At 46.1% G+C, this 23,857-nt stretch carries 15 protein-coding genes; 3 read left to right on the top strand and 12 right to left on the bottom strand.

What is annotated here, in order from left to right:
- Positions 1–9 precede the first annotated feature (9 nt).
- From BIW15_RS04915 to hemL, 12 genes are all read right to left on the bottom strand, one after another.
- Positions 10–1,929 carry a beta-N-acetylhexosaminidase gene (locus tag BIW15_RS04915; RefSeq protein WP_077280644.1) on the bottom strand — a complete coding sequence of 640 codons (1,920 nt, stop codon included), beginning with the start codon at positions 1,927–1,929 and terminating at the stop codon, positions 10–12.
- Positions 1,930–1,937: 8 nt separating this feature from the next.
- A complete protein-coding gene (locus BIW15_RS04920) occupies positions 1,938–2,828 on the bottom strand; it encodes an N-acetylglucosamine kinase (RefSeq protein ID WP_077280645.1) in 891 nt (296 codons plus the stop codon).
- A 2-nt stretch (positions 2,829–2,830) separates the two neighbouring features.
- Complete coding sequence (locus BIW15_RS04925) at positions 2,831–4,570, bottom strand: glycoside hydrolase family 9 protein (RefSeq protein ID WP_005479087.1); 1,740 nt, start codon at positions 4,568–4,570, stop codon at positions 2,831–2,833.
- Between the two features lie 63 nt (positions 4,571–4,633).
- Positions 4,634–5,629, bottom strand: coding sequence for an ABC transporter ATP-binding protein (locus BIW15_RS04930; RefSeq protein WP_005461254.1), 996 nt, complete (start codon positions 5,627–5,629; stop codon positions 4,634–4,636).
- 47 nt (positions 5,630–5,676) lie between these two features.
- Positions 5,677–6,660: an ABC transporter ATP-binding protein gene (locus BIW15_RS04935; RefSeq protein WP_005461267.1), complete on the bottom strand. Its 984-nt coding sequence runs from the start codon at positions 6,658–6,660 to the stop codon at positions 5,677–5,679.
- Between the two features lie 2 nt (positions 6,661–6,662).
- Positions 6,663–7,688, bottom strand: a complete 1,026-nt coding sequence (locus BIW15_RS04940; protein WP_005461261.1) for an ABC transporter permease — start codon at positions 7,686–7,688, stop codon at positions 6,663–6,665.
- Between the two features lie 2 nt (positions 7,689–7,690).
- Entirely contained in the window at positions 7,691–8,677 is a 987-nt protein-coding gene (locus BIW15_RS04945) for an ABC transporter permease (protein ID WP_005461259.1), read from the bottom strand.
- A gap of 170 nt (positions 8,678–8,847) precedes the next feature.
- Positions 8,848–10,530: an ABC transporter substrate-binding protein gene (locus BIW15_RS04950; RefSeq protein ID WP_005461274.1), complete on the bottom strand. Its 1,683-nt coding sequence runs from the start codon at positions 10,528–10,530 to the stop codon at positions 8,848–8,850.
- A 907-nt stretch (positions 10,531–11,437) separates the two neighbouring features.
- Positions 11,438–14,824, bottom strand: a complete 3,387-nt coding sequence (locus tag BIW15_RS04955; protein ID WP_005461251.1) for a response regulator — start codon at positions 14,822–14,824, stop codon at positions 11,438–11,440.
- A 226-nt stretch (positions 14,825–15,050) separates the two neighbouring features.
- A complete protein-coding gene (gene rsmC, locus BIW15_RS04965) occupies positions 15,051–16,076 on the bottom strand; it encodes a 16S rRNA (guanine(1207)-N(2))-methyltransferase RsmC (RefSeq protein ID WP_020841242.1) in 1,026 nt (341 codons plus the stop codon).
- Between the two features lie 86 nt (positions 16,077–16,162).
- On the bottom strand, positions 16,163–17,248 hold the full coding sequence (locus BIW15_RS04970; protein ID WP_005461253.1) for an AI-2E family transporter: 1,086 nt from the start codon (positions 17,246–17,248) through the stop codon (positions 16,163–16,165).
- A gap of 337 nt (positions 17,249–17,585) precedes the next feature.
- On the bottom strand, positions 17,586–18,881 hold the full coding sequence (gene hemL, locus BIW15_RS04975) for a glutamate-1-semialdehyde 2,1-aminomutase (protein ID WP_005488434.1): 1,296 nt from the start codon (positions 18,879–18,881) through the stop codon (positions 17,586–17,588).
- Between the two features lie 247 nt (positions 18,882–19,128).
- Between hemL and erpA the strand changes: the two genes are divergently transcribed.
- From erpA to vmeK, 3 genes are all read left to right on the top strand, one after another.
- Positions 19,129–19,470 (top strand): iron-sulfur cluster insertion protein ErpA, encoded by a 342-nt coding sequence (gene erpA, locus BIW15_RS04980; RefSeq protein WP_005461279.1) that lies wholly within the window; start codon positions 19,129–19,131, stop codon positions 19,468–19,470.
- Positions 19,471–19,578: 108 nt separating this feature from the next.
- Positions 19,579–20,694, top strand: coding sequence for a multidrug efflux RND transporter periplasmic adaptor subunit VmeJ (gene vmeJ, locus BIW15_RS04985; RefSeq protein WP_030000174.1), 1,116 nt, complete (start codon positions 19,579–19,581; stop codon positions 20,692–20,694).
- Between the two features lie 9 nt (positions 20,695–20,703).
- Positions 20,704–23,835: a multidrug efflux RND transporter permease subunit VmeK gene (gene vmeK, locus BIW15_RS04990; protein ID WP_077280646.1), complete on the top strand. Its 3,132-nt coding sequence runs from the start codon at positions 20,704–20,706 to the stop codon at positions 23,833–23,835.
- Positions 23,836–23,857: the final 22 nt, after the last annotated feature.

Below are 23,857 nucleotides of genomic sequence, written 5' to 3' on the forward strand. Positions count from 1 at the left end.
AGCTCTGTATTACTTCCACGGTTTACGGTAATTCACTCCCTGCAAATCAAGCAGCGGTAGGTGTCCTTTCAAACGTGATAAATAGTCGGTCCAGTCTCGGTGTTGCTTGTCTGTCCAACATGCTTCTGCCATTGCGGTTAAGCGCGGGAAGACCATGTAGTCCATACGAGACTGGTTGTTGATGATTTCGCACCACAATGCGGTTTGAATGCCCCAAATGCGTTTACGTATTGGATCGTCGGCTGGCACTTCAGCGAGTGGTTCATAGTTGTAAGCTTTTTCTAGCGGCAATGGGTTAGCCCAATCCACGCCCGGTTCTTCTGGTGCGTAATCTTGGGTCATATCTAAGTAGGTGGTTTGCGCAGGTTGTAGCACCACATCGAAACCTTGGCGCGCGCAGTTCAACGCCGCTTCTTCGCTTAACCACGAATAGATCACTGTGTCTTTGCTGACTTTGTCGCCATGCTGTGCTTCTTCCCAACCCAGCATGCGCTTGCCAAGTTTGCGTAGTTTGTCTTCGGCATGACGCAAGAAGTGCCCTTGTAACTCTTTGTAGTCGCTGTAACCCAGTTGTTCCATTAGTGCTTGGCATGCAGGGCTTTTTGACCATACGCCGTTAGGTACTTCATCCGCACCGATATGAACATAAGGGGCAGGGAACAACGCGGAGACTTCTTCCAACACTTTATCGATAAACTCATAGCTCCCCAGCAGAGCTGGGTTAATGACGTTGTCGTTGTAATGCTGAATGCTGCGGTATTCGGTGGTGTCTTCTGCTTCTACCAATAGGTGTGGTAACGACTTGATGGCAGCTCGGCAGTGGCCTGGTACATCGATTTCAGGGATAACAGTGATGCCTCGTTTCGAAGCAAAGGCAACCACGTCTTTGATGTCTTCTTGAGTGTAAAAACCGCCGTAACGCTCAGCAAGGTGCGTGTACTGTGGCTCATTGGTTTCATCCAACCCACGCCATGCGCCAATATCGGTTAGTTGAGGCAATGATTTGATCTCAATTCGCCAACCTTCATCATCGGTAAGGTGCCAATGGAATGTATTGAACTTGTAGTGAGCCAACTGGTTGATCAAACGTTTGACTTGCTCAACGGAGTGAAAATGGCGAGCACAATCTAGCATCATACCGCGGTAACGAAAACGTGGTCGGTCTTTGATTGAACAGCAAACCACTTCCATTGAGGCTGGTTGATCGCCAACTTTGATCAGTTGCAATAACGTTGCACAAGCATGGGTAAAACCAGACGAAGAGCCAGCTTCAATTTTGATCGACTCTTCTGTTACCTTCAGCTTGTAGGCGCCTTCATCCAAGGTTGGGTTGCCTTTGAAGATGATCTGACTGCCATTGTCTGATGCGAACTCAAATTGATGAATGCGCTTAAGCTCTTCAAGTAACCACTCTTTAGCTGCATTGGCTAGGTTTGAATAAACTGCAACGCCAGCGTGATGATTAAAGCTAAAGCAGTGATCGCTGACTTCTATATGGTTTGGTTTTGGCAATAAAGGCTGCGCATGCGTCAAGCTGGAAGGGATCTCACTACGTTCACGGTACGGCGAAGCCAATACGATCGGCGTGACATCGACTTGAGCTCGCTGCAGGTTGCCGTTGACTTCAAAGTTGACCAAGGCTTCATTGAATCCATCAGAATAGTAACGGAATGGGTTCGAACCAATACTGAACTCGCAGTAAAAATGATGGTTAGCTGCCAGCACCAACCCTTCTGGTTTGAGGGTGCAGTAGCTGCCAATTTGCTTGAGCTGACCATTCGAAATACTATCCGGCAGGATGTAGCGATCAAAAGCAAAAATCAGGCTCCAATTGTGGAGATCTTGATCGCTCAAGTTATGGAAAGTCAGTCCGAAACGGCAGTTTTGCTTTTGTTCTGATAGGACGACGAGATCAACACGATATTCCATATCTACTCCTACGCCGCACTGAGCGAGTAAAGGTTATGTTCAGGTTTACCTGCAAACATAATTGCGCCTTCAATCGCGTCAAACTGTGGCTCAACAACCCATTGCTGAACTGGTGGCGAAAGCCAACTTAAAATACGTTCAGCAATGCTGCCCATTAAACAAATACGCGTTGCGCCGCGCTTGTTTAATGCCACGAGAAACATTTCTATATCAGCTGCAGTTTGCTTCAGCATCTCAATTGCTAGTGCATCACCTTGTTCTGCATGTTGGAAAATCGCAGGAGAAAACTGGCCATAATCACGAGGAAGCGCTTGTTTAGACCAAGCCACCACGTTATCAACGTCATTTTCGAAATGTGCCATGACGTGTTGTGCTAGAGGCGTTTTCTCCCTGATGCCATCTTCTGCTAACAAAACTTGTTGAACTAGGCGAAGCCCCATCACTGCGCCGCCACCTTGATCCGAAATAGGGAATTCGCGACCACCGACAACGTGCTGCTCCAATCCTTTAAGGTAGATGCCACAAGAGCCCGTTCCTGCGATCATGATTGCGCCATCTTCGCCATTGTGTGCACCAACGCACGCGCCGTAAGCATCAGTATTAAGAGTCATACTGGCAAACGGATGAGGAAGAGACATAAAGGCTTGCCAAGATGCTTTGTGCTCAGCACCTGCAAGGGCTAAGCCGACATGCATCGATGCGAAATCTTGTTGTGTCAGATCGCCTTGCTCGGCAGCCGAAGTGATGGATTCAAGAATCGAAGCCATTGCAATTTCAGCACCTAGCATGATGTTGGCGCTGCCGCTTTTGGCCTCGCCAAGAAAATTACCTTGTGAATCTTTAATCCTGGCTCGACATGACGTGCCGCCACCATCGATACCAACAAAATACATCCCCATGATTATTGTTCCTTAATATTTTTAGAGGTTGCCAACTGAGAAATATGCTGAGCTTGACTCATTATCGCGAGTAAGTACCAAGCGCCATGCGGGATCCATTGTTCGCCCCAGCGCCAGTTTTGTAGCATGTCGTCTTTTTGTGCTGGTGGGTTAAATGCGATGTCTTCCTCGTCTTCAAAGCCGCCAGTGATTCCGTTACATACACCGCCTTTAGCGTTGAAGAAACCATATTGAGGAAGGTAATCAGGGTTGTTACGACCGTGGCCATCAAGCATGCACATGTCGTACGGGTTTAAGCCTACAATCCAGTTCAATGCATCTTGAGCAAACACGGAAAGTTGTTGCTGTATTTCTTGCGACGCTATATGCGGTTGAGCGAGATACGCCATGGTCGCGAGTGAGCCCAATCGAGCATTCTCGCCTTGCCACCAATAGCCGGATTCATTGTTGTGTGCGACAAAAAATGCATCGCGTTTTGACTCATTTACGCCTTTAACATACTGGCGAGGGTAACCGAATGGGTTGGTCACTTTATTCGATATTTTGATCTCAAACTCACACGCTCGGTTAACGATGCATTTTACTGATTCTGTCTGTACGGAGTCGTCTTCAATTGCTAGGTATTCGCATAGGGCAATACCTGGTAGACCTGCTTCGGCAGCGTGAAAGTATGGACGACTGCCGTCTTGGTTTGCTGACCAAAAGTGTTGAATCTGCTCGTCGCTCATTTGGCGGGCAACTAAGCGTTGTGCCCACAAACGGCTCTCTTCCAAGTAGCGAGTTTCTTTGGTGGCTTTAAACAGTTCTACACTAGCTAGTAGCGCACAGTATTCGTCGATAATGTTTTCTTCACCATCATTGAGGTACTGCGTATTGTGCTCTTTTAAGTGCCAGTAACCATTTTCAGCAGCGTTGCGGTATTTCTGTTGATCGTATTCGCCGTGAACACCTAAACGCGACGCCGCGGCCAGAGCTGCGATGGCGACACCGCCACCTTGTCGAAAGCCTGCTTGGTAGTCGTCAAATTTGTGACCAAGTTGCGTTTCGTAGGCACAGATTTCTCGTTGCGCAGTATCTTTGCTCCACTTATCAAAGACCGTCATGTAGAAGAAGCCTTTTTCGTTTTGCATACGAACAAGGAAGTCTGCACCGAACAGGGCTTCTTCAATAAGACGTGTGCGTGTGAAGGCTGCAATGTCTTCGCTTCCTTCAAGCAATGAAAGCCCTTTTAGGATGTTCCAAACCACCATTGGAGTTTGTTGAGGGTTCAAATAATTAGCGTATGAAAGATGACTTAAATATTTACTAACGTCTCCAGATGCGTCGTACCAGCCACCGTGAACATCAACTGTTTGATTGGCGTTGAGCACTGGCACTTGTCGATCTTGTTGATCGAAAACCCCACCGCAACGTTGTGATTTGAAGTAGTGGATCACATCTGACAGGGTTTGATTCAACAGAATATGTTCGCCAACAGTGAAATAAGAAGAACGCGAATCTTCCACTTGCAGGAAATAGTCGCCTGAATCTGTGAAAGATGAAAAGTCGATGAGGTAGAAATAGCCCTGATGCCAGTTCGCCACTTTACCTTGTTCTTCAACCGCAAAAGTTGCCACTGTTTGCTCGCTAGTGGCACAAATCAATTGAGCAGTGTAAGAAGACAAGTGTGGTTGTTCGGTCTGGATAATGGCTTTTTTGGGGCCCAGACGTTCATAACCAATGTGGTTAGTCAGTAGCAGCATTCAATGTCTCCGGGAAACGATAAAAACAGGAATGGGCCAGGCTGAACCTGACCCTCGTTATGATTAATCTTCAAATAAGTAACAGCGGACAAAGTGGTTGTCGGACAGTTGAGTGACGCCCGGTAGTCGTTCGCGACATTTGTCAGTAGCGTGCACACAACGTCCTGCAAATGGACAGCCGACAGATTCTGGTGTCCAAAGTGGGATTTCCCCTTTGTTGCCTTTCAGCTTCTCGTGAATAGACTTCGATGGATCTGGAACCGCAGATACCAACAGTTGCGTATATGGGTGTTGAGGATCGTGAATGATTTCTTCAGTATCGCCCCATTCAACCATGTGACCTACGTACATGACTGCGAGATCTTCAGCAATGTAACGCGCTGTTGCGATGTCGTGAGTGATGTAAAGCAGAGACATTTGTTTCTCGAACTTCATCTCTTCCATCAAGTTCAGAACTCCGGCACGGATTGATACATCGAGCATCGATGTTGGCTCATCCGCCAATACCACTTCTGCACCTACTGCGATGTTACGAGCTAGGTTTACACGTTGACGCTGGCCGCCAGATAGCTGGTGCGGGAACTTTTGCGCCGTTTCTTTTGGTGGAATAAGACCAACTTGTTCAAGTAGGTCGTACACACGCTCTTCCAGTTCTTTCTTGTTGCCCGGTGCTACTTTTTTATGAATAAGCAGCGGGCGCGCAATATGGTGGAAGATATTGTGCGTTGGGTTTAGCGAGCCAAACGGGTCTTGCCACACCATTTGTACGCCTTCACGATACGCCATCAAGTCTTGTCTTGAGGTGATGTCTTGAATATCACGCCCTTTGTACTCAATGATGCCGTCAGTAGGTGCGTACATTTTTGCAATCATTTTAGCGGTGGTCGATTTACCTGAACCAGATTCGCCCACTACTGACAAACCGCGGCTTTTGTACATTTTGAAAGATACGTCGTTGATAGCACGCATCTTTGACTGCTTGATTGAGTTACTGTTTAACGGGAAGTCCTTAACGACGTTTTTACCCTCAACCAGCAGTTCGCCGAGTTGTTTGCTCATAATTCTCTCCAGTGTAATTTTGTTCTTAGCTAGCGTAACTTCTGGTTTTAAACCTTGGCTTGAGCAATCGTATCGCCGTACAAGTGGCAGTTTGAATAACGACCAGGTTCAATTTGACGCAGCTGAGTAGGTACTCGTGTACAAGCTTCGTGGACACGGTCACAGCGAGCTTGGAAGCGGCAGCCTTGAGGAATCTCTAATAGGTTCAAAGGGTTGCCTGGAATACCAGTCAATTTGGTCTTAGGGCCAGTTAGTGGAGGGAAAGAGCTACCCAAACCTTTGGTGTAAGGGTGGTAAGGACTTTCCAGAATTTGTTTCGAAGGTGCGACTTCAATCAATTCACCTGAATACATGATGCCGATACGGTCAGAAAACTCGACCATCAGCGACAAGTCATGAGTAATGAACAGAATCGAGAAGCCAAACTCTTCTTTAAGCGCGTAAATCTTTTGCAGAATTTCACGTTGGACCACCACGTCTAGTGCCGTAGTTGGTTCATCCATGATGATCATCTTCGGATTCAGAGCCAGAGCAATAGCGATAACCAAACGCTGACGCATACCACCAGAGAACTGGTGAGGGTAATCGCTCAAGCGGCTAGGATGAATATCAACTATTTCCAATAGGCCTTCAGCGCGAACTCTTGCTTGAGCTCGAGTGAGTCCTGTGTGGCGCATAATTACGTCGCAGAACTGTTCTTCCATAGTGAGAACTGGGTTCAGCGCGTTCATCGCACTTTGGAATACCATCGACATTTCACTCCAACGGAATGATTGCATGCGTTGATCACTGTATTGGAGTATGTCTTCGCCATTGAAGATAACTTCACCTCCGGTGATAAACGCTGGCGGCTTATGTAAGCGCATTAGCGAGAAAGCAACGGTTGATTTACCACAGCCTGATTCACCAGCCAGACCAAAGACTTCGCCCGGTGCAATATCAAAGCTTACGTTGTTACAGGCTCGGACATCGCCCGCATCTGTAATGTAGTCTACGCATAGGTTACGGATAGAAATTAGTGGTGCAGTCATGATTATTTATCTCCGCTCCATAGTGCATTTTGCGGTGCCAATTCAGGCTCACGCTCTTTCTTGTCTTTTGCTGCTAGTTTTTTCCAGCGTTTCATACCTTTGTGAGAACGAAGCTGAGGGTTCGCAATTTCGTCAACGGCAAAGTTCAGCAGAGCAAGGCCAGTAACCAGTAGTGTTAGTGCAATACAAGGTGCGAGTACTTCCCACCATGCGCCAATCAACATTGCTGAAGATGTTTGTACGTTGTACAGCATGATGCCCCAGCTGATGGTGTTTGCGTCGCCAAGACCCAAGAACGAGATAACGGCTTCGGTGTTGATTGCCAGCATTACTGAACCGATGAAGCTTGCACCTACGATAGGAATTAGGTTTGGCAGAATTTCAACGAAGATGATGCGGAATGGAGATTCACCCAAAACTTCGGCTGCTTTAACGAACTCTTTCTCACGCAGTGCCATGGTTTGCGAGCGAACAACACGAGCGCCCCAAGCCCAGGAAGTACCTGCAATAATTAAGGCAATGGTGAGAGGACCTGCCTCGCCAATGAATGCCGCCAATACAAACAGCAATGGATATTGAGGAATTACTAACATGATGTTCATTGCAGCACTCAATACGTCATCCACTTTACCGCCGAAGTAACCTGCCGAGATACCAATGACCGTCGCTAGGAAACACACGATGATGCCAGCACCAAAGCCTACCCCTAGTGATACGCGGGCACCGTAAGCCACTTGTGACCAGATGTCGCGGCCCATACGGCTAGTACCTAATACGTGATCTGCTTTTTTAGACATAATCAGCGTGCGACGATCGTCTGCTAGGTTCTTAGCCACCCAACCATCAGGGTTACTTTGCGCTTGTTTCACAACAAAGCTTGGGTACTCATGAGGATTACCAGTACGCTTGTCTGGTGCGTGTTTTGTAATTAATGGTGCTGCCACTGCAACGAAGATGAAGATCGTGATAATGGCTAAACCAATACGTGCGAACGAGTTGCCTAAAATCAGTTTGAATAAGTTTTTCATGATTATTTGCCTCCCTTGCGTAGGCGAGGGTCTAGAATCATGTACAGCATGTCAGCCATTAAGTTGAAGCACAGCATGAACATCGTCATGATAATTAACTGACCTTGAAGTACTTGGTAGTCACGAGCGTGGATAGCGTTCAATAGAACAGTACCTAGGCCTGGGTAGTTAAAGATCATTTCGATAATCAACTGACCACCGATAGCCATACCTAGAGACATTGAAAGTGCAGTCACACTTGGAAGTAAAGCGTTACGAGCGGCGTAGTTAAATACCACACGGTTTTCGCTTAGACCCTTACCTTTAGCCATAGTGATGTAGTCTTCAGCTAGAAGGTTGATCATGTTGTTACGCATGTTTACTAGGAAGCCACCGATTTGAACAATCGTTGCACAAAATAGAGGCAGTACCGCGTGGTAACCAACGTCTTTAATGAATGCCCAGCTTGACCAATCTGGCACGGTGCCTGGTGTATAAGCGTAGCCAGATGGGAACCATTTCAAGCCAATTGAAAAGGTAAACAGCGCTAGCATTGCGATAACCATTTGTGGGATAGCTTGGATGATCAGTGTGCCTGGTGTTACGAAGGCATCGTAACGACTACCACGTTTCCAAGCGGCGAAGATGCCAAGAACTGATGCGATTGAGAAAGAAAGTACAACCGCTGTACCAGCTAGGAACAGAGACCAGCCAAATGCACTGCCAAGTAGAGAGTTTACTGAAAGCGGATAGAACTGAATTGAAGTACCTAGCTCCCAGCTTAGAATGTTTTTAATGTAGGACAGGTATTGGATGTAAATAGGACCATCAACGAAACCTAGCAATTCTTTCATTGCTGCGATTCGCTCTGGCGTTACCTGTACTGAAGCGTTCGCAAACATCATGGTAACTGGGTCACCAGGCATTGCTCGCGGAATAATAAAGTTTAACGTCGCCGCAACTAAGAGCGCGACAAGATAGAACGACAAACGTCTTAAAAAATAACCCATAACTCACACCTTACTCACCCAGATTTTTTCCCTGTTTCTGGTTTCAGGTCGCCCCTAGCGAAATTTAGAGCGAAAAATCCCCTGACGACGAGCGCCACATATTGGTTTCGTTATTAGGGGATTTTTATAGGCGGCACACGGGATGTGTGCCGCGAGAAATGAACTTCTACTTATTTAACTGGTTTTAGGTCCAGTACGTGAAGTAGACGCTCTGGGATACCAGCCCAAATGTTTGGACGGCCCTTAGGATTTTCTTCGTTCCACCAACCAGTGAAGCGAGTTGTGTTGTATTGGTACATGTAAGCGCCAGACAACACAGGGATAGTAACTTGATCCTGAGCGATGATTTGCTGGATACCATGAGCGATTTCTAGCTGCTCTTGCTTATCAGCTGTTTTGTAGAAGCTGTTAAGTAGGCTGTCTAGCTTGTCGTTCTTGTAGAAGTGCATCGCGAAACGAGGCATACCATCGCCAGATTGTAGCTTCGAGTTGTAACCGCTATCCCAGTACAAGTGTGGATCTGCACCGTGGAAGTAGTTGGTGTAAGCAACGTCGTAAGTACCTTCTAGCATTGCTTGGTTGTACACAGAGAAGTCTGGAGTACGAGCACGTGCTTTGATACCAACTTCTGCTAGTTGCTCAACCGCTAGTTGGACTGTGTTGTTGAAGTCCGTCCAACCGTTTGGCGATTGAATTAGAAGCTCAAAAGACTTACCTGATGGTGTGTCTACGAAGCCATCTTTGTTCACGTCTTTGAAGCCAGCTTTCGCTAGAAGTTTCTTAGCACCTTCAACGTTGTACGTGTTGTAGCCTTTGTACTTGTTGTGAGTTGCTTCGTCAGACCAAGCTTCGAATGCGTAGCCAAGGCCAGATGCGAAGTCGTTCACTGTACCGCCACCGTAGAATGCGATGTCGATGATAGTTTGACGGTCAAGCGCCATAGAGAACGCGCGACGGAAGTCAACGTTTGTTAGTGCTTCGTTCTTAGCAGCGTCTGGGTTTTTGAAGTTCACTACGAACGCTTGAGTACCCGCTGGCGGGTACCAGTAGTGGTGGTTCGGGCTTGCTGCAGCGTAAGTACGGTCAATGTCAGGAACGAATGAAGAAGTCCAGTCCATCTCGCCGTTAACAATCTTACCTAGGAATTGGTCGTTGTTTGCGATTTGAGGTACACGTAGACAGTCAACATCTAGGTTGTCAGCATCCCAGTAGTTCGGGTTTTGACATTGGATGTACAATTGTGGAGTGAACGTATCGATAACTGTGAATGGACCTGAACCTACAGGATTTTCGTTAGTAAACGTTGCTGGATCTTTCACTTTGCTCCATACGTGCTTAGGTACAACTGGTACTTTAGCAATTTCGTAAGGAACGTTAGAGTTTGCTTCGCTTAGACGGAATTTAACTTGGTAGTCGTTAACTTTCTCAACACCAGTAACCCAAGAGTTGATGCCTGACTGGTCTAGCTCAGGTTTCTCTTTTACTAGGTTGAAAGAGTAAACAACGTCGTCAGCAGTGAATGCTTGACCATCAGACCATTTCACGCCTTTACGAATATCGAAAGTTACGCTCATTAGGTCGTCAGCCATTTTGAAGTTTTCAGCTAGACGGAATACCGGAGTGTTACCGTGCATTTCGTTGAAAACAACTAGTGGCTCGTAGATGAAGTCGGTTGTTGTGTGCAAGTTAGTTGCACCCAAGAAAGGGTTAAAGTTACGAACGAAAGTTGTAAACTCTTTAGGGTGGATAGTCAGTTCACTGCGTTCAGCCGCAGTAGCTACCGATGCAAAACCTGTAGTAGCTGTTGCAATAATTGCTGTTGCTAGTGCTGTTTTTTTAATATTGGCAAGCATAGCTGTTCCTTACTATTTGCTTTCATTTCACTAAATGGAATTGAATGTCATCAATTGATAAACACTCTCCAAGACCTACCTCTTCGTTTTTCGTTACTTACGCTTTTCACATTAAGTCTCGTTAAGAGTGGCCTGTAGGCCTTAGGCAGGAGTAAGAAAACACCTTATCCATAAAATAATCAAACTCGATTCCCGTTAAAAACGTTAAAAACACACCCGCCCACGTCATAAACGTCATTTTGTTTGCTTTTAGCTCGTTCTTGGTTGAAAAATGAACATTGATATGTGTCGCAGTTTATATCCGTGTTTTGTTTGTGTGTTAGTGTATGCTAACGTTGAGGTGTAAGTGTTTAAAGGGGTATTTCTGTCTATCTAAGGTTCGGAGATCTAGCTCACATGCGCTGAACGCGTTAATTAATCAGGTGAAATTTAATCTGCCGTTCTGTTGTGATTGACTTCGCAATCTCTGTCAATTGTTGGTCAATTTCCGTTTGGAATATGAAAAATCGTCTTTTTTACCAGCGAAATTAAGGGGGGGATTATGCTTTTTTTACAAGAAAAATGAAGTCTAATTTCCCATTTATCAAAGAAGAATGGCGGATTGATAAATAGTGCAATACAACACTTTTTAACTACGGTGTTTTTTCGTTTAAAGAAGAGGAGAGTTCCGTCGAAGCCGCTAGGAAATGAGCTCAATTAAGAAGAGTGCTTGAGGCCGTCGCTAAGATTAATGGTGTTTGTGAAAATGTCAGCTCGTACTAGTTCGTTGAGTGCATAGGAGCATACATTCACCGTTTACATGTCATGCATTTTGTGTTTGAGAGGGGAGAGTGCGTACCACCCATAGGCAGAAAACAATAGGTATAAAAAGCCCCGCATTGAGCGAGGCTTGTATTTTATGAGAGGTTTAGCTAGTGAGCAGTCTTTGCAATTTATCGCGCTGTGCTTCGATGTAAGCACGTTCAGGGCTCTGTTCTTTACAGTGTTCAAGAATAAACTCAATCGAACTCAGAACCGTTCTCCAGCGTGGTGTTTTAGGCAGAGTTTCGATACGCATGTATTTATCGAGCGTGCGAGTTTGCAGTGTGCTTCGGTCGAGGTAGACGCGCCACAGCCCACTTTGTTCGGCAAACGCAAATTTACTTTCACCCGTAACAGACTCCCAATAGTCTAATGCATGCGTCATGGCATCGACCAACACTTCACGCATCAAATCTTGCTTATCTTTTTTGTTGCCCAAAGCCTTATCAGCCAAACGAGTAAACTCTCCACCAAGCTCTTTGAGTTTCTGCAACTGGTCTCTATCACCATCGAATGCATAACTTGAGAGTACTTCGACCGCAGTTTCTAGGTTATGAATACGCGCGGCGTTAGCTCCACCACCGACATTAAAGATGTACATCACATCTAAGCCGGAGCCTTCTGGCAGTTTTAGAATGTCGGCTTCAATGTTTTGACGAATATCCTCAATGTAGATATCAATCTTGCCGCAATAATGAGGCTGCTTCACCGTCAAATATTTTGGTGCGATCAGTTCATCAGCTGACGAGCGTTTAAGTTGCTCTAAACTGCGTTTGAATAGCTTACAAGCCGCTTCGTTGGCAAAACGAATACGCTGATCTTCTCGCAGACAAATAATAGCTTCCGGAGCAGATTCTAGCTGTTCTAACAAACGACCTTGAGTTTCAAGAAGGCTTGCTTCGACGACAGCTCGCTGTCTAAGCTCTGACTCCAGCACTTTGTTTTCCATATGGCGCATTTCCGCTTTACTTGCTGTTAAATGCGCTTGGATACGTGCCGCCAATTCTTGTTTGTTGAATGGCTTCGATAAGTAGTCATTCGCGCCTGCTTCAAAGCCTCTCACACGGTCTTCTGTTTGGCTGAGAGCGGTGAGCATAATGATAGGTAGCTCAGCATGATCATAGGTTTCACGTAGTTCACTACATACTTGGTAGCCGCTCATGCCGGGCATCATAATGTCGAGTAACAGCAGTTCCGGCTTTTCTTGTTCAACCAGCGCCAGCGTTTCTGGGCCATCTGAAACGGTACGAACGCGGTATCCTTCTAGGCGTAAGAAGCTTTCCAGTACTCGCAAGTTAACGGGTTCATCATCTGCGACGTAAAGCAGTGGGCCATCAGGGTTCTCGGGTAGCGATAAGTCGTCGCCATTTTCCAAATTAATCTCAGGAATTTGGAAGTGCCCACGCGCCACTAAGGTTTGAGTTGCTTGGATTTCCTCTTCGCTGGCCAATGGCAGTGTGAAACTAAACGTGGTGCCGACCATCGGCTGGCTGCTCACGTAAAGTGAACCGCCCATCAACTCAATCAGTTGGCGGCTAATCGATAGTCCCAGTCCCGCACCTTGACGATAGCGACTTGCATCTTGGCCAGCTTGAATTAAAGGCTCAAAAATATGCTCAAGATGTTCTGCTGGAATCCCCTGACCAGTATCGACCACTTGCACTCGGACGTGATCGTCAACAATGGTAGCGGAAATGACGATCTTACCTTCTGAGGTGTATTTAATGGCATTGCCAATCAAGTTATACAGCACTTGCTCGAGGCGTTGAGGATCGGCCGAAACGGCTTTCAGGTCGGCTGGTACTTGGTTGATGATGCGAATGGTCTTATTGCCTAGCAGGTGATTAGAAAGCTCAAGCACCAAGCGTGTTGCACTGGCTAAGCTTACTGCCGATTTTTGGATATCCATGCTGCCATAGCGCATTTTGTGGTAATCCAATAAATCGTCTACGAGGTTAGCTAAGCGTTGACCACTTTTGATAATGATATCAAGTTGGTATTTTTGACTGGCGGGAATGACTCCATTTGCTCCTGACACAAGGGTTTCTGCTATCCCAACCATGCCATGTAGCGGTGTACGCAATTCGTGCGAGGTTGTTGCGAGGAACTCATCTTTCAGTTTATCAGCCAGTTGCAACTCATCATTTTGCTTCTGAATCAGCTTGATGTTGCTTTCAAGTTCTTCGTTTTGCTGTTTGATGGTTTGGATTTTTTCTCGAATCGAGCGCTGCATACGTTCGAAGCTGATAGCCAAGCGACCGATTTCATCTTTACGTTCGGTATTGAATGTCGTTTCGTCGAGGTCGCCAGCGGATACTTTCTCCGCCGCCCAAGTCAGCTTCAGCAGTGGTGATGTAATGAAGTTGGACAAATAATGCGATGCAATCACCACAAGAATGATCGCGATTAGCATGGCGATAACGAAGAGCTTTTCCAGTTGATGAATGCGTGAAAACGCCTCTTTTTCTGGAAGTTGAACCACGAGCGCCCATGTAATACCGCGTGTTTGAATTGGGGCAAATGCAGCGATAATTTCTTCGCCAAGTCCATTGGTGTAGGTGCCAACGTCGGTTTGTCCCGCTAAAGCTTTATCGATGACTTCAAGACTGTTTTGAATACTGTCTTGCTTGGTATTAATCGTACGTGGTTGCTGATCGCTGCCGACCAGTAGAGTGTTGATGGACGATTCACGGTTCTTATCTGCGATCAGCTTGGTAATGCCGTTGTTTGGTAAACGGAACATAGCATAGCTGTGCAAATAGCCTTGTTGAACGATAGGTGCACCAAGCCAAGCGACTTGTCGACCATGTTCCAGTTCAAAATCAGAAATAATGACGGGCGTATAATCTTCATTCACTTTGCGGCGTTCGTTGACGTCATCAGCTAGACGTTTAAAGGTTTTACCTAATGCCGAGTCTTTATAGCGCCCCGTTAGTAGGTTAGTACCGTAGTTGTCGTCTTTGTTAATGGAATAGGTTACGTTGCCGTTAATATCGACCAGCAAAATATCATTAAAATCTGAGCGTTTGAGTAGCTCCAGATACGCCCAGTGATAACGTTTGTGGAGTAAGCGATAACGTTCACTGCCGACATAATTTGAGGACTCCGGCAAAATCGATGTTTTGATTTGGTCACCGCTGCCTTCGATATAACGTTGCTGAGCATTTTCACGTGCTTCTTCAATATCATTGCCTAAACGGCTAAATGCATTGACGAGGCCGTAAAAACGACCACCACTGGCATACGCGAGCTCAGAGCGTACAAATCCCATGACTTCGGTTTCTTGCGCTTCGAAGTAGTCGAGGATCTGTTGTTGTTTGGTATCACGAACAGAAAGCAGATGTGAAGTGCTCTGTTCTTGCAGATCTTTACTATGGGATTGCAGGAAAAAAATCGCAGTGATGGTAAGAGGCGTAATGCTGAGGACAAGAAACGCAGTCATCAGCGTACTCTGAAGGCGCTTAAATTTCTGTTTTTTGTAGAATTTAAACATGGATAAGATTACAACTCGTAAAGGGCTCGCACGGGTTGAAGGTGCTCGCCTAGGTTCTCGTTAAAAACGGATAAGAAGTTAAATTCGATAGAATTAACAAAATTAACGAGTTTTTTTTCTTTGACAAGAAAGTTAGTTGCAAAGCGTGCAGAGTCACGCAGTTTTTCTTACAAATGGGGCAATTTTAGGAAAGAAGCGCGCAGGTTCTTGCCTGCGCGGCTCACAATTACGATTTTTTCGCGTAGTAGATAGAGAACTTATTGGTCTTATTTAGCGTCTCGCAATTATTGAATGCGTTCTCAATAATTGGTGGGTATTTCAAGAAGCTGTTCGCAACAATGATCATCTCACCATGGTTTGAAAGATGTTGTGGCGCGTGACCTAAAAGAGTTTCAGCCGCGTTGTAATTGGTGTCTAAACCACTGTGGAATGGTGGGTTGCTGATGATAAATCGGTAGTCATTGGCCGTATCTGAGTAAATGTCAGACGCAAACACGCGACCAGACAAACCGTTGGCTTCAAGCGTTGCTTGGCTTGAGGTGATGGCATACGCGTTGATGTCACACATCTCAATCGCAATTTCTGGGTTTGCTTTCGCCATGAACGCGCCTAAAACACCGGCACCACAACCAAAATCGAGCACTTTGCCTGACAAGTTAGGTAAGGTTTCCAGTAGTAGACGGCTGCCTAAGTCAAATTCACCATGACTGAATACGCCCGGTAGACTTTTTACTGTAAGTGACTGCTCACCAAGGGTTACCGTGTAAGACTTAAACCAATCTTCTTGATTGAATGGTTTTGGCTCATTTAAGCAATTACCCCAGTAGAAAGAGCAGCGGCGAGCTGAGTCGTATTTGTTCACCGGGCCATATTCTTTGAACATCTTTTCAATGCTCTTTACGCCGGAACGGTTTTCACCGACAACCACAATCTCCGTGTTCACGCCGAGTTTAGCCATGAGCATGGCAAGCAAATATTCGGCTTCTGCTTTCGCTTTTGGCCAATACAGCAGGAGCATGTCGGCTTGAGTATCCACATCAAATTCAGAACCAAAATGGCTTTTTATTTTATCTGAGTGACGGATTTGACGGAAATAGCTGTAGTTTGAAGTAAAGACTTCGACCGATTCACAGTGTGCGGTCAGTTCCAGAGGGAACATATCTTCGACTTCACCTGCAACTAAAACATGTTTTCCGTTGAAGTACTCTAGCTGACGCTGAGCGATTTGGCTTGGAGCGATATAGGCAGACATAAATTTGGTTCATCAGAAATAATTAGGGCCAGATTTTCGCACAATCTGGCCCAAGCTTGAAGCTGTTGCTTACTATTCAGTGGCGGCTAGCTGTTGTCTTGTTGGTTGAGGAAGTCTTTGAATTCCTCTTCATAGATATTAAACAGCACCATGGTGACCGCAAAAATCAGTGGGCCATAAATCAAACCAATCAAACCAAATAAGTGCAGACCACCTAATAATGAAAAGAAAATCATTAAGGTATTCATGCCTGCGCTGCCTTGCATCAACAATGGACGCAGCAAGTTATCAATCGAGCCGACGATGACTACACTCCATGCGGTTAGGAAGATTGCCCACGTCATATCACCGGTGAGGAACAAGTACGCGGCGGCTGGTATCCAGATCAACGCCGTACCGACAACTGGAATGAAGGAAGCAAAGCCCATCATGGTGCCCCAGAATAGACCAGGGAAGCCAGCTAGCCACATACCGATACCGCCCGCTAAGCCTTGCGCGATAGCCGTTAAAAACGAGCCCATGACTGCGGACTTCGAAACTTGTTCTATCTCGGTCAAGATTCTATCTTCTTGGCTACGAGAGAGTGGCAGAATATGTCGAATTGCCGAAATGATTTTGTCGTGGTCACGTAATAGGAAGAAAAGCACAAACAGCATTAGGAAAAAATCCATCAAGAAGTTTGTTGCATCACCCAGAATTTTCGCACTGATCGCGACAAGGTTTGAACCAAAAGTGGTAGCAAATTGCCCGATTTTTTCGGCGATGGCTTTTGGCTCGATTTTATCGAAAGGTAAGTACTCATTAACAATGGATAGACCTTTGATAACCCAAGGATGTTGGAAGATGTCTTGAATACCACCATTGGTGACCCATTTGTACGTATTCTGAGAAAAAACGGAGCCTTGTTGAACAATTGCAGCAAACACAAACAGTAGTGGAATGACAATAATGAAAGTCAAAACTACGCACGTGAGCAGCGATGCCGAATTTTTGTGTTTTGGCATTTTACGCTCAAACCACTCATGCACAGGAAACATAAGCAGTGAGATAATGAAAGCCATTACGATCGAATTGATGTAAGGCTCGACCAATAAATAGCAAGCAAAAGCAGCGGCGAGTAGAGCGATCATTAATACACGATGACTCGACGTGATTTTTACGTTGTTTGGCATGAGATAAATCCAACTTACGGATGACGTTTACAATGGCTCGCGTTGATATCAGCGCGAAACCTTTATTACTTTGCACCGGCTTTCCTTTCAGCCTTATGACACAGCTGAATTGGGAAGGGGTAAATGACCTTGTTATAATGACTACAAATCAGATGGTTATCAATCAAGAGATGAAAAATGGGTTGTTGTAACGGCGATAAGAAATGTAAATCTGAGAAGAAAACCAAACGTATTCCGTGGTTTGGCATTGTTCTAGGCGTGTTAGCTGTCTTGGTAATTTTGAACTGGCAATAAAAAAGGACCTTCCGGTCCTTTTCTTATAACTTGCGTATAGCGCTTATTTTGCTTCTGCCGCAATGATTGCAAAACAGCGATCCGCCGCTTCTAGTGTCGCGTCGATCTCTTTTGAACCGTGTGCTAGAGACGTAAAGCTTGCTTCGAATGCTGATGGCGCAAGGTATACGCCGTGATCTAGCATTAAGTGGAAGAATCGCTTGAATCGTTCGATGTCGCACTTAGTTACGTCTTCGTAGCAAGTTACTGTTTCTTGGTCAGTGAAGAAGAAGCCGAACATGCCGCCCACTTGGTTAACAACTAGTGGGATACCGTGTTTTTCTGCTAGAGACTTAAAGCCATCTGCCAGTTGCTTAGTTTTAGAAGCTAGGCGTTTTTCATTGCCTTCTTCTTTTAGAAGGTTCAAACAGGCAAAACCTGCAGCCATTGCCACTGGGTTACCAGAAAGCGTACCAGCTTGGTAAACAGGGCCTGTAGGCGCAACGTATTGCATCACTTCTTTACGGCCACCGAAAGCACCCACTGGCATACCGCCGCCGATTACTTTACCTAGCGTGGTTAGATCTGGTTTGATGTTGTAGTGTGCTTGTGCGCCGCCAAGTGCAACACGGAAGCCTGTCATTACTTCATCAAAAATCAGCAGTGCGCCTTCTTGATCACAGATTTCACGCAGGCCTTCGTGGAAGCCTTCTACTGGTGGGATACAGTTCATGTTGCCCGCCACTGGCTCAACGATGATACATGCGATTTCACCTTTGTTCGCTGCAAACAGTTCGCGTACAGAATCTAGATCGTTAAATGTTGCTGTTAGCGTGTGCTTAGCAAAGTCTGCAGGAACACCTGGAGAGCTTGGTTGGCCTAGAGTTAGTGCACCAGAGCCAGCTTTTACTAGCAAACTGTCTGCGTGACCGTGGTAACAGCCTTCAAACTTCATGATCTTGTCACGACCAGTAAAGCCACGAGCGAGACGAATCGCACTCATGGTTGCTTCTGTACCAGAACTTACCATGCGGATTTGTTCCATTGATGGTACGAGTTCAGACACTAGTTCTGCCATCGCGATTTCCATCTCTGTTGGTGCGCCAAAGCTCAGGCCACGTTGTGCAGCGTCGATGACCGCTTCACGGATAACGGCGTGGTTGTGGCCAAGAATCATTGGACCCCAAGAGCCAACGTAATCGATGTACGCTTTACCATCGGCATCAAAAATCAGTGCACCGTCTGCTCGTTCGATAAATAGCGGAGAACCGCCAACGCCATTGAATGCACGAACTGGTGAATTTACACCGCCAGGAATGGTTTGCTGAGCTTTTTGATACAGCTCTGATGATTTGGTCATGGGGTTATCCTCTTTTGATTGCTCGGACCAAGTGGGGCGCATTGTACCTAGCTATAATCAAGTTAGAAACGTTTTGCTTAATTTATGTGTTGTTTCGCAGTGTAATCTTACATATCAGCGACCAATCTAAAGAATCGGCGGCGAATACTTGAACGAGTTTGTCAGGTATTGGATAATCGTCCTCAATTAGCACAAATTTGACGTCTTGCTCCAGGCTTGACGCATTACACGAGTGAGAGAGGTCTTCGTGAGCGAAGTAAACGTACCATTATCTTTTTCTGATGCTGCAGCATCTCGCGTTAAGGCACTGATTGCAGAAGAAGAAAACCCAGCATTGAAATTGCGCGTATACATTACTGGTGGCGGTTGTAGCGGCTTCCAATACGGCTTTACTTTCGATGAGAACGTAAATGACGGCGATACAACCATCGAAAACAGTGGCGTGACACTGGTTGTTGACCCAATGAGCCTGCAATACCTGATTGGTGGCATTGTGGATTACACCGAAGGGTTGGAAGGCGCTCGCTTCTTCGTTAACAACCCGAATGCAACAACCACATGTGGTTGTGGTGCATCATTTAGCGTGTAATTGACACGATCACAGGCAGCCAATTGGCTGCCTGAGTTTTACGTAGCAGGATGTCACGTAAACATGCTCTCAGCGCTCCGCAGGAGAGAATAATAAAAAGGACTTTGTATGTCTGGAACTTCGTTTGGGCGACGTTTTGTCGAACGTCCGTGGCTAGTATCTCTCATCCTTATTTTGCTACTTGTTGCTTGGTTGGCTGCAGGGCAGCTCAAAGCACAAGGTGACCACACCTCATCCCCATCTCTCCAATCTGAAAACACGCCCTTAGCTAAGGTGATGTTTGATACTTTCACCGCAAAACCTACCAGTAAAACGATAGAACTTTATGGCCGAACCGCACCCAATCGCCAGGCTCGTCTTGGTGCAGAAGTGGCCGGCAAAATTGTCAGTCTCAACATCAATAAAGGGCAACTTGTTAAGCAAGGACAAGTGATTGCTAACATTGATAAGCGGGATTTGGACAGTCAGCTCAAACGCGCTCAGGCCATGCTGCGAGTGAAAGAAAAGGAGTTTAATGCCGCAAAATCGCTCAAAAGCAGGGGGTTACAAGGCGAGGTGGCCTTTGCGACTGCGGAAGCCGCGTTAGTCGATGCAAGAGCGAACCTCAATAATGTCCAAACCGCTGTCAAGAATACCGAAGTTAAAGCGCCCTTTGATGGCATTGTTGATCATCATTTTGTCGAAGTGGGTGACTTTGTCGGTGTGGGCGATCCAATAGCGACAGTGATTGATTTAGAGACTCTGGTCATTGAGGCCGACGTTAGCGAGCGCCATATCCAGTATCTTAAAGAAGGTCTTCAAGCGGATGTCAGAACTATCAATGATCAGCATCACTTGGGGACTTTACGTTATATTGGTCGCGTTTCCTCCGTATCGACCAATACGTTTCCGATTGAAATCGAAATAGATAATCGTAATTCGCTTATCCCTGCGGGGATCAGTGCGGAAGTGCAGCTCCCTTTGAATGAAGTGCTAGCGATTAAAATTACCGCTGCAATGTTGGCGTTAGATGAAGAAGGGAATTTAGGTGTCAAAATACTGCAAGATGAACACGTTAAGTTTGTTCCTATCCAGTTAGTCAAAGCAGAAGAAGATGGCGTTTGGTTATCTGGGCTTGGCGAGCAAGCGGACATCATTGTATTAGGACAGGGGTTTGTTCGTGATGGCGATACCGTGATTGCGAATAAAGTCGGTGATGTCGCTACCGATGCGGCCGAAAAATAGGGAGGCAGCATGTTTAGTATAATTGACGCTGCGTTATCCCGATCAAGAACGATGTTGACCTTGTTGGTGATGATCCTCATCGCAGGGGTCATTACTTACGTCACCATCCCAAAAGAATCTAGTCCCGATATCACTATTCCTATCATTTACGTCTCTGTGGGGCATCAAGGTATTTCTCCAACTGATGCTGAGCGTTTACTGGTTCGTCCTATCGAACAAGAACTGCGCTCAATTGAAGGGGTGAAAGAGATGACATCGGTTGCCTCCGAAGGCCACGCCTCAGTCACTTTGGAGTTTAGCGTTGGCGTGGATCTCGATAAAGCGATGGCGGATGTTCGCGACGCGGTCGATCTGGCGAAACCTAAGTTACCTGCAGACAGTGATGAACCGACGGTCAATGAAGTTACTTTTGCTTCAGAGGAGCCAGTTTTAACCGTTGTGCTTTATGGCACGGTGCCAGAGAGAACCATTGTTCAAATCGCACGAACGTTGCGTGACAGATTAGAAAGCTTCCGTCAGATCTTGGAAGTCGATATTGCTGGTGATCGTGAAGATATTGTCGAGATCGTGGTTGATCCCCTTCTAATGGAAAGCTATGGATTGGATCAGGCCGATATCTATAACTTGATCGCACTAAACAACCGAGTGGTTGCGGCTGGGTTTGTCGATACCGGATATGGGCGCTTTTCGGTCAAAGTTCCGTCGGTGTTTGATTCTCTGAAAGATGTTCTCGAATTGCCTATCAAAGTGAATGGCAAAGAAGTGATCACCTTTGGTGATGTGGCCACAGTTCGCCGAGCGTTTCGTGATCCAGAAAGCTTTGCCCGCTTGGATGGTGAGCCTGCCATTGTGCTTGACGTGAAAAAGCGTGCTGGCGAGAACATTATTGAAACCGTCGCGTTAGTTAAAGAGGTGATTGCTCAAGGGCAACTGCGAGCAGAGTGGCCAAGTAATTTGCAGGTTAAATACACTTGGGATCAGTCGGATGATGTCAAGCTGATGCTTAGTGATCTGCAAAACAACATTCTCTCGGCAATCATTTTGGTGGTCATCGTTATTATCGCGATCTTGGGGGTAAGAACGGCATTGTTGGTTGGGATCTCTATTCCAGGCTCTTTCTTAACGGGGCTGTTAGTCCTCTCTGTTTTTGGTCTTACCGTAAACATCGTGGTGCTGTTTGCCTTAATCATGGCGGTCGGCATGCTGGTGGATGGTGCAATCGTCGTCACTGAGTTTGCCGATCGGAGAATGCAAGAAGGCACGCCGCGTAAAGAGGCATACCGAGACGCAGCCAAACGCATGGCATGGCCGATCACCGCCTCTACCGCGACTACGTTGGCGGCATTTGCTCCGCTTCTTTTTTGGCCGGATATTACCGGTGAATTTATGAAGTACTTACCGTTAACGCTAATCGCGACGTTAGCGGCGTCATTGGTGATGGCTTTGCTATTTGTGCCTGTTATTGGCGGCATTATTGGTAAACCTCAGGTTATCAATCCTAAAGCCCAACAAGAAATGGTGGAGCTACACAACGGAAACTTTGAGAAAGCGACAGGAATTACCAAGCTTTATTACAAAACCTTGTTTGTGGCGATTCAACATCCTTGGAAAGTGCTGCTGAGCGCGGTATTGCTGGCGGGTGGTGTTGGATTTACTTACAGTAAAGCGGGGTTAGGAGCTGAGTTTTTCCCTGAAGTCGACCCGCCATTTTTCACCGTAAAAGTACGCTCTTATGGGGATCTTTCCATTAATGAGAAAGATATCGTAATGCGAGAAATTGAAAAGGTCATGCTTGGTCATGATGAGTTTGAAAGTGTCTACACTCGCACTGGATCGAGCGACAATGGTGACGAAATCGGTCAGATTCAAATAACTCCTGTGGATTGGCAATATCGTCGTAAAGTCAAAACGATCATTGAAGAGCTAAAATCTACCACTGACCAATTTTATGGCGTTGAGTTAGAGTACAAATTCCCGGATGCCGGCCCTCCGGTTGAACATGATTTGGTGATTGAAGTTTCTTCTCGAAGCAGGAGTATAGGCGAGCTAGATGACGCCGCGAAGCTAGTTAGGCTTTGGGCAGATAGCAACCCAGCACTGACTAATTTGAGTGATACCACCAATAAAGAGGGGATTGACTGGCAAATTGACATTCGACGCGACGACGCTTCTCGTTTTGCTGCCGATGCAACTTTGGTGGGAAATACAGTTCAATTTGTTACGAATGGTCTGAAAATAGGGGACTATTTACCTGACGATGCGGATGAAGAAGTCGATATTTTGGTGCGCTACCCACAAGAGAAGCGAGATATTGGTCGATTCGATCAGCTAAGAGTGAAAACCGCTGCAGGTTTAGTGCCTATAACCAACTTTGCTCAAATTAAGCCAGACCACAAGCAAGATACTATCCGTCGTGTTGATGGTCATCGAGTTATCAACATTAAAGCGGATATGGTGGAAGGCTACAATTTGGCGCTTGAGTTACCAAAAATTGCGGCTGAAATGGAACAGCTCGGTTTACCGGAAGGCGTTGAATATAAGATTCGGGGTCAAAATGAGGAGCAGGAAAACTCATCAGCATTCTTGCAAAACGCTTTTGTTGTGGCTCTTGGCGTCATGGCGCTCATTCTCATCACGCAGTTCAACAGCTTTTATCAGGCATTTTTGATTTTGAGTGCGGTGCTGTTTTCAACGGTCGGGGTTTTTGCTGGGTTGCTTATTTTCCAAAAACCATTCGGCATCATCATGTCTGGCATTGGTGTGATTGCCTTGGCTGGTATCGTAGTTAATAACAACATTGTACTGATTGATACTTATAACCAAATGCGAAAAAGAGGACTGGACAAAGCAGAGGCTATCCTGCGGACCGGTGTGCAACGTTTGAGACCGGTGCTATTAACCACAATTACGACCATTTTAGGGTTGTTACCGATGGTTCTAGAAATGAACATCGATTTAGTTAATCAAAAAGTCGAATTTGGTGCGCCGAGTACGCAATGGTGGTCTCAGTTAGCGACGGCAGTAGCGGGGGGATTGGCATTCGCTACGTTGTTGACGTTGGTGCTTACGCCTTGTTTGCTTATGTTGGGAAGAGATCATCTTGCTAAGTCCGAACCTGATGAAAGCGAAGAGGCAGCGTAATGCTGCCTCTTTTTACTTTTCC

Source organism: Vibrio sp. SALL6 (assembly GCF_002002385.1).
GTDB classification, from domain to species: Bacteria; Pseudomonadota; Gammaproteobacteria; order Enterobacterales; family Vibrionaceae; genus Vibrio; species Vibrio parahaemolyticus.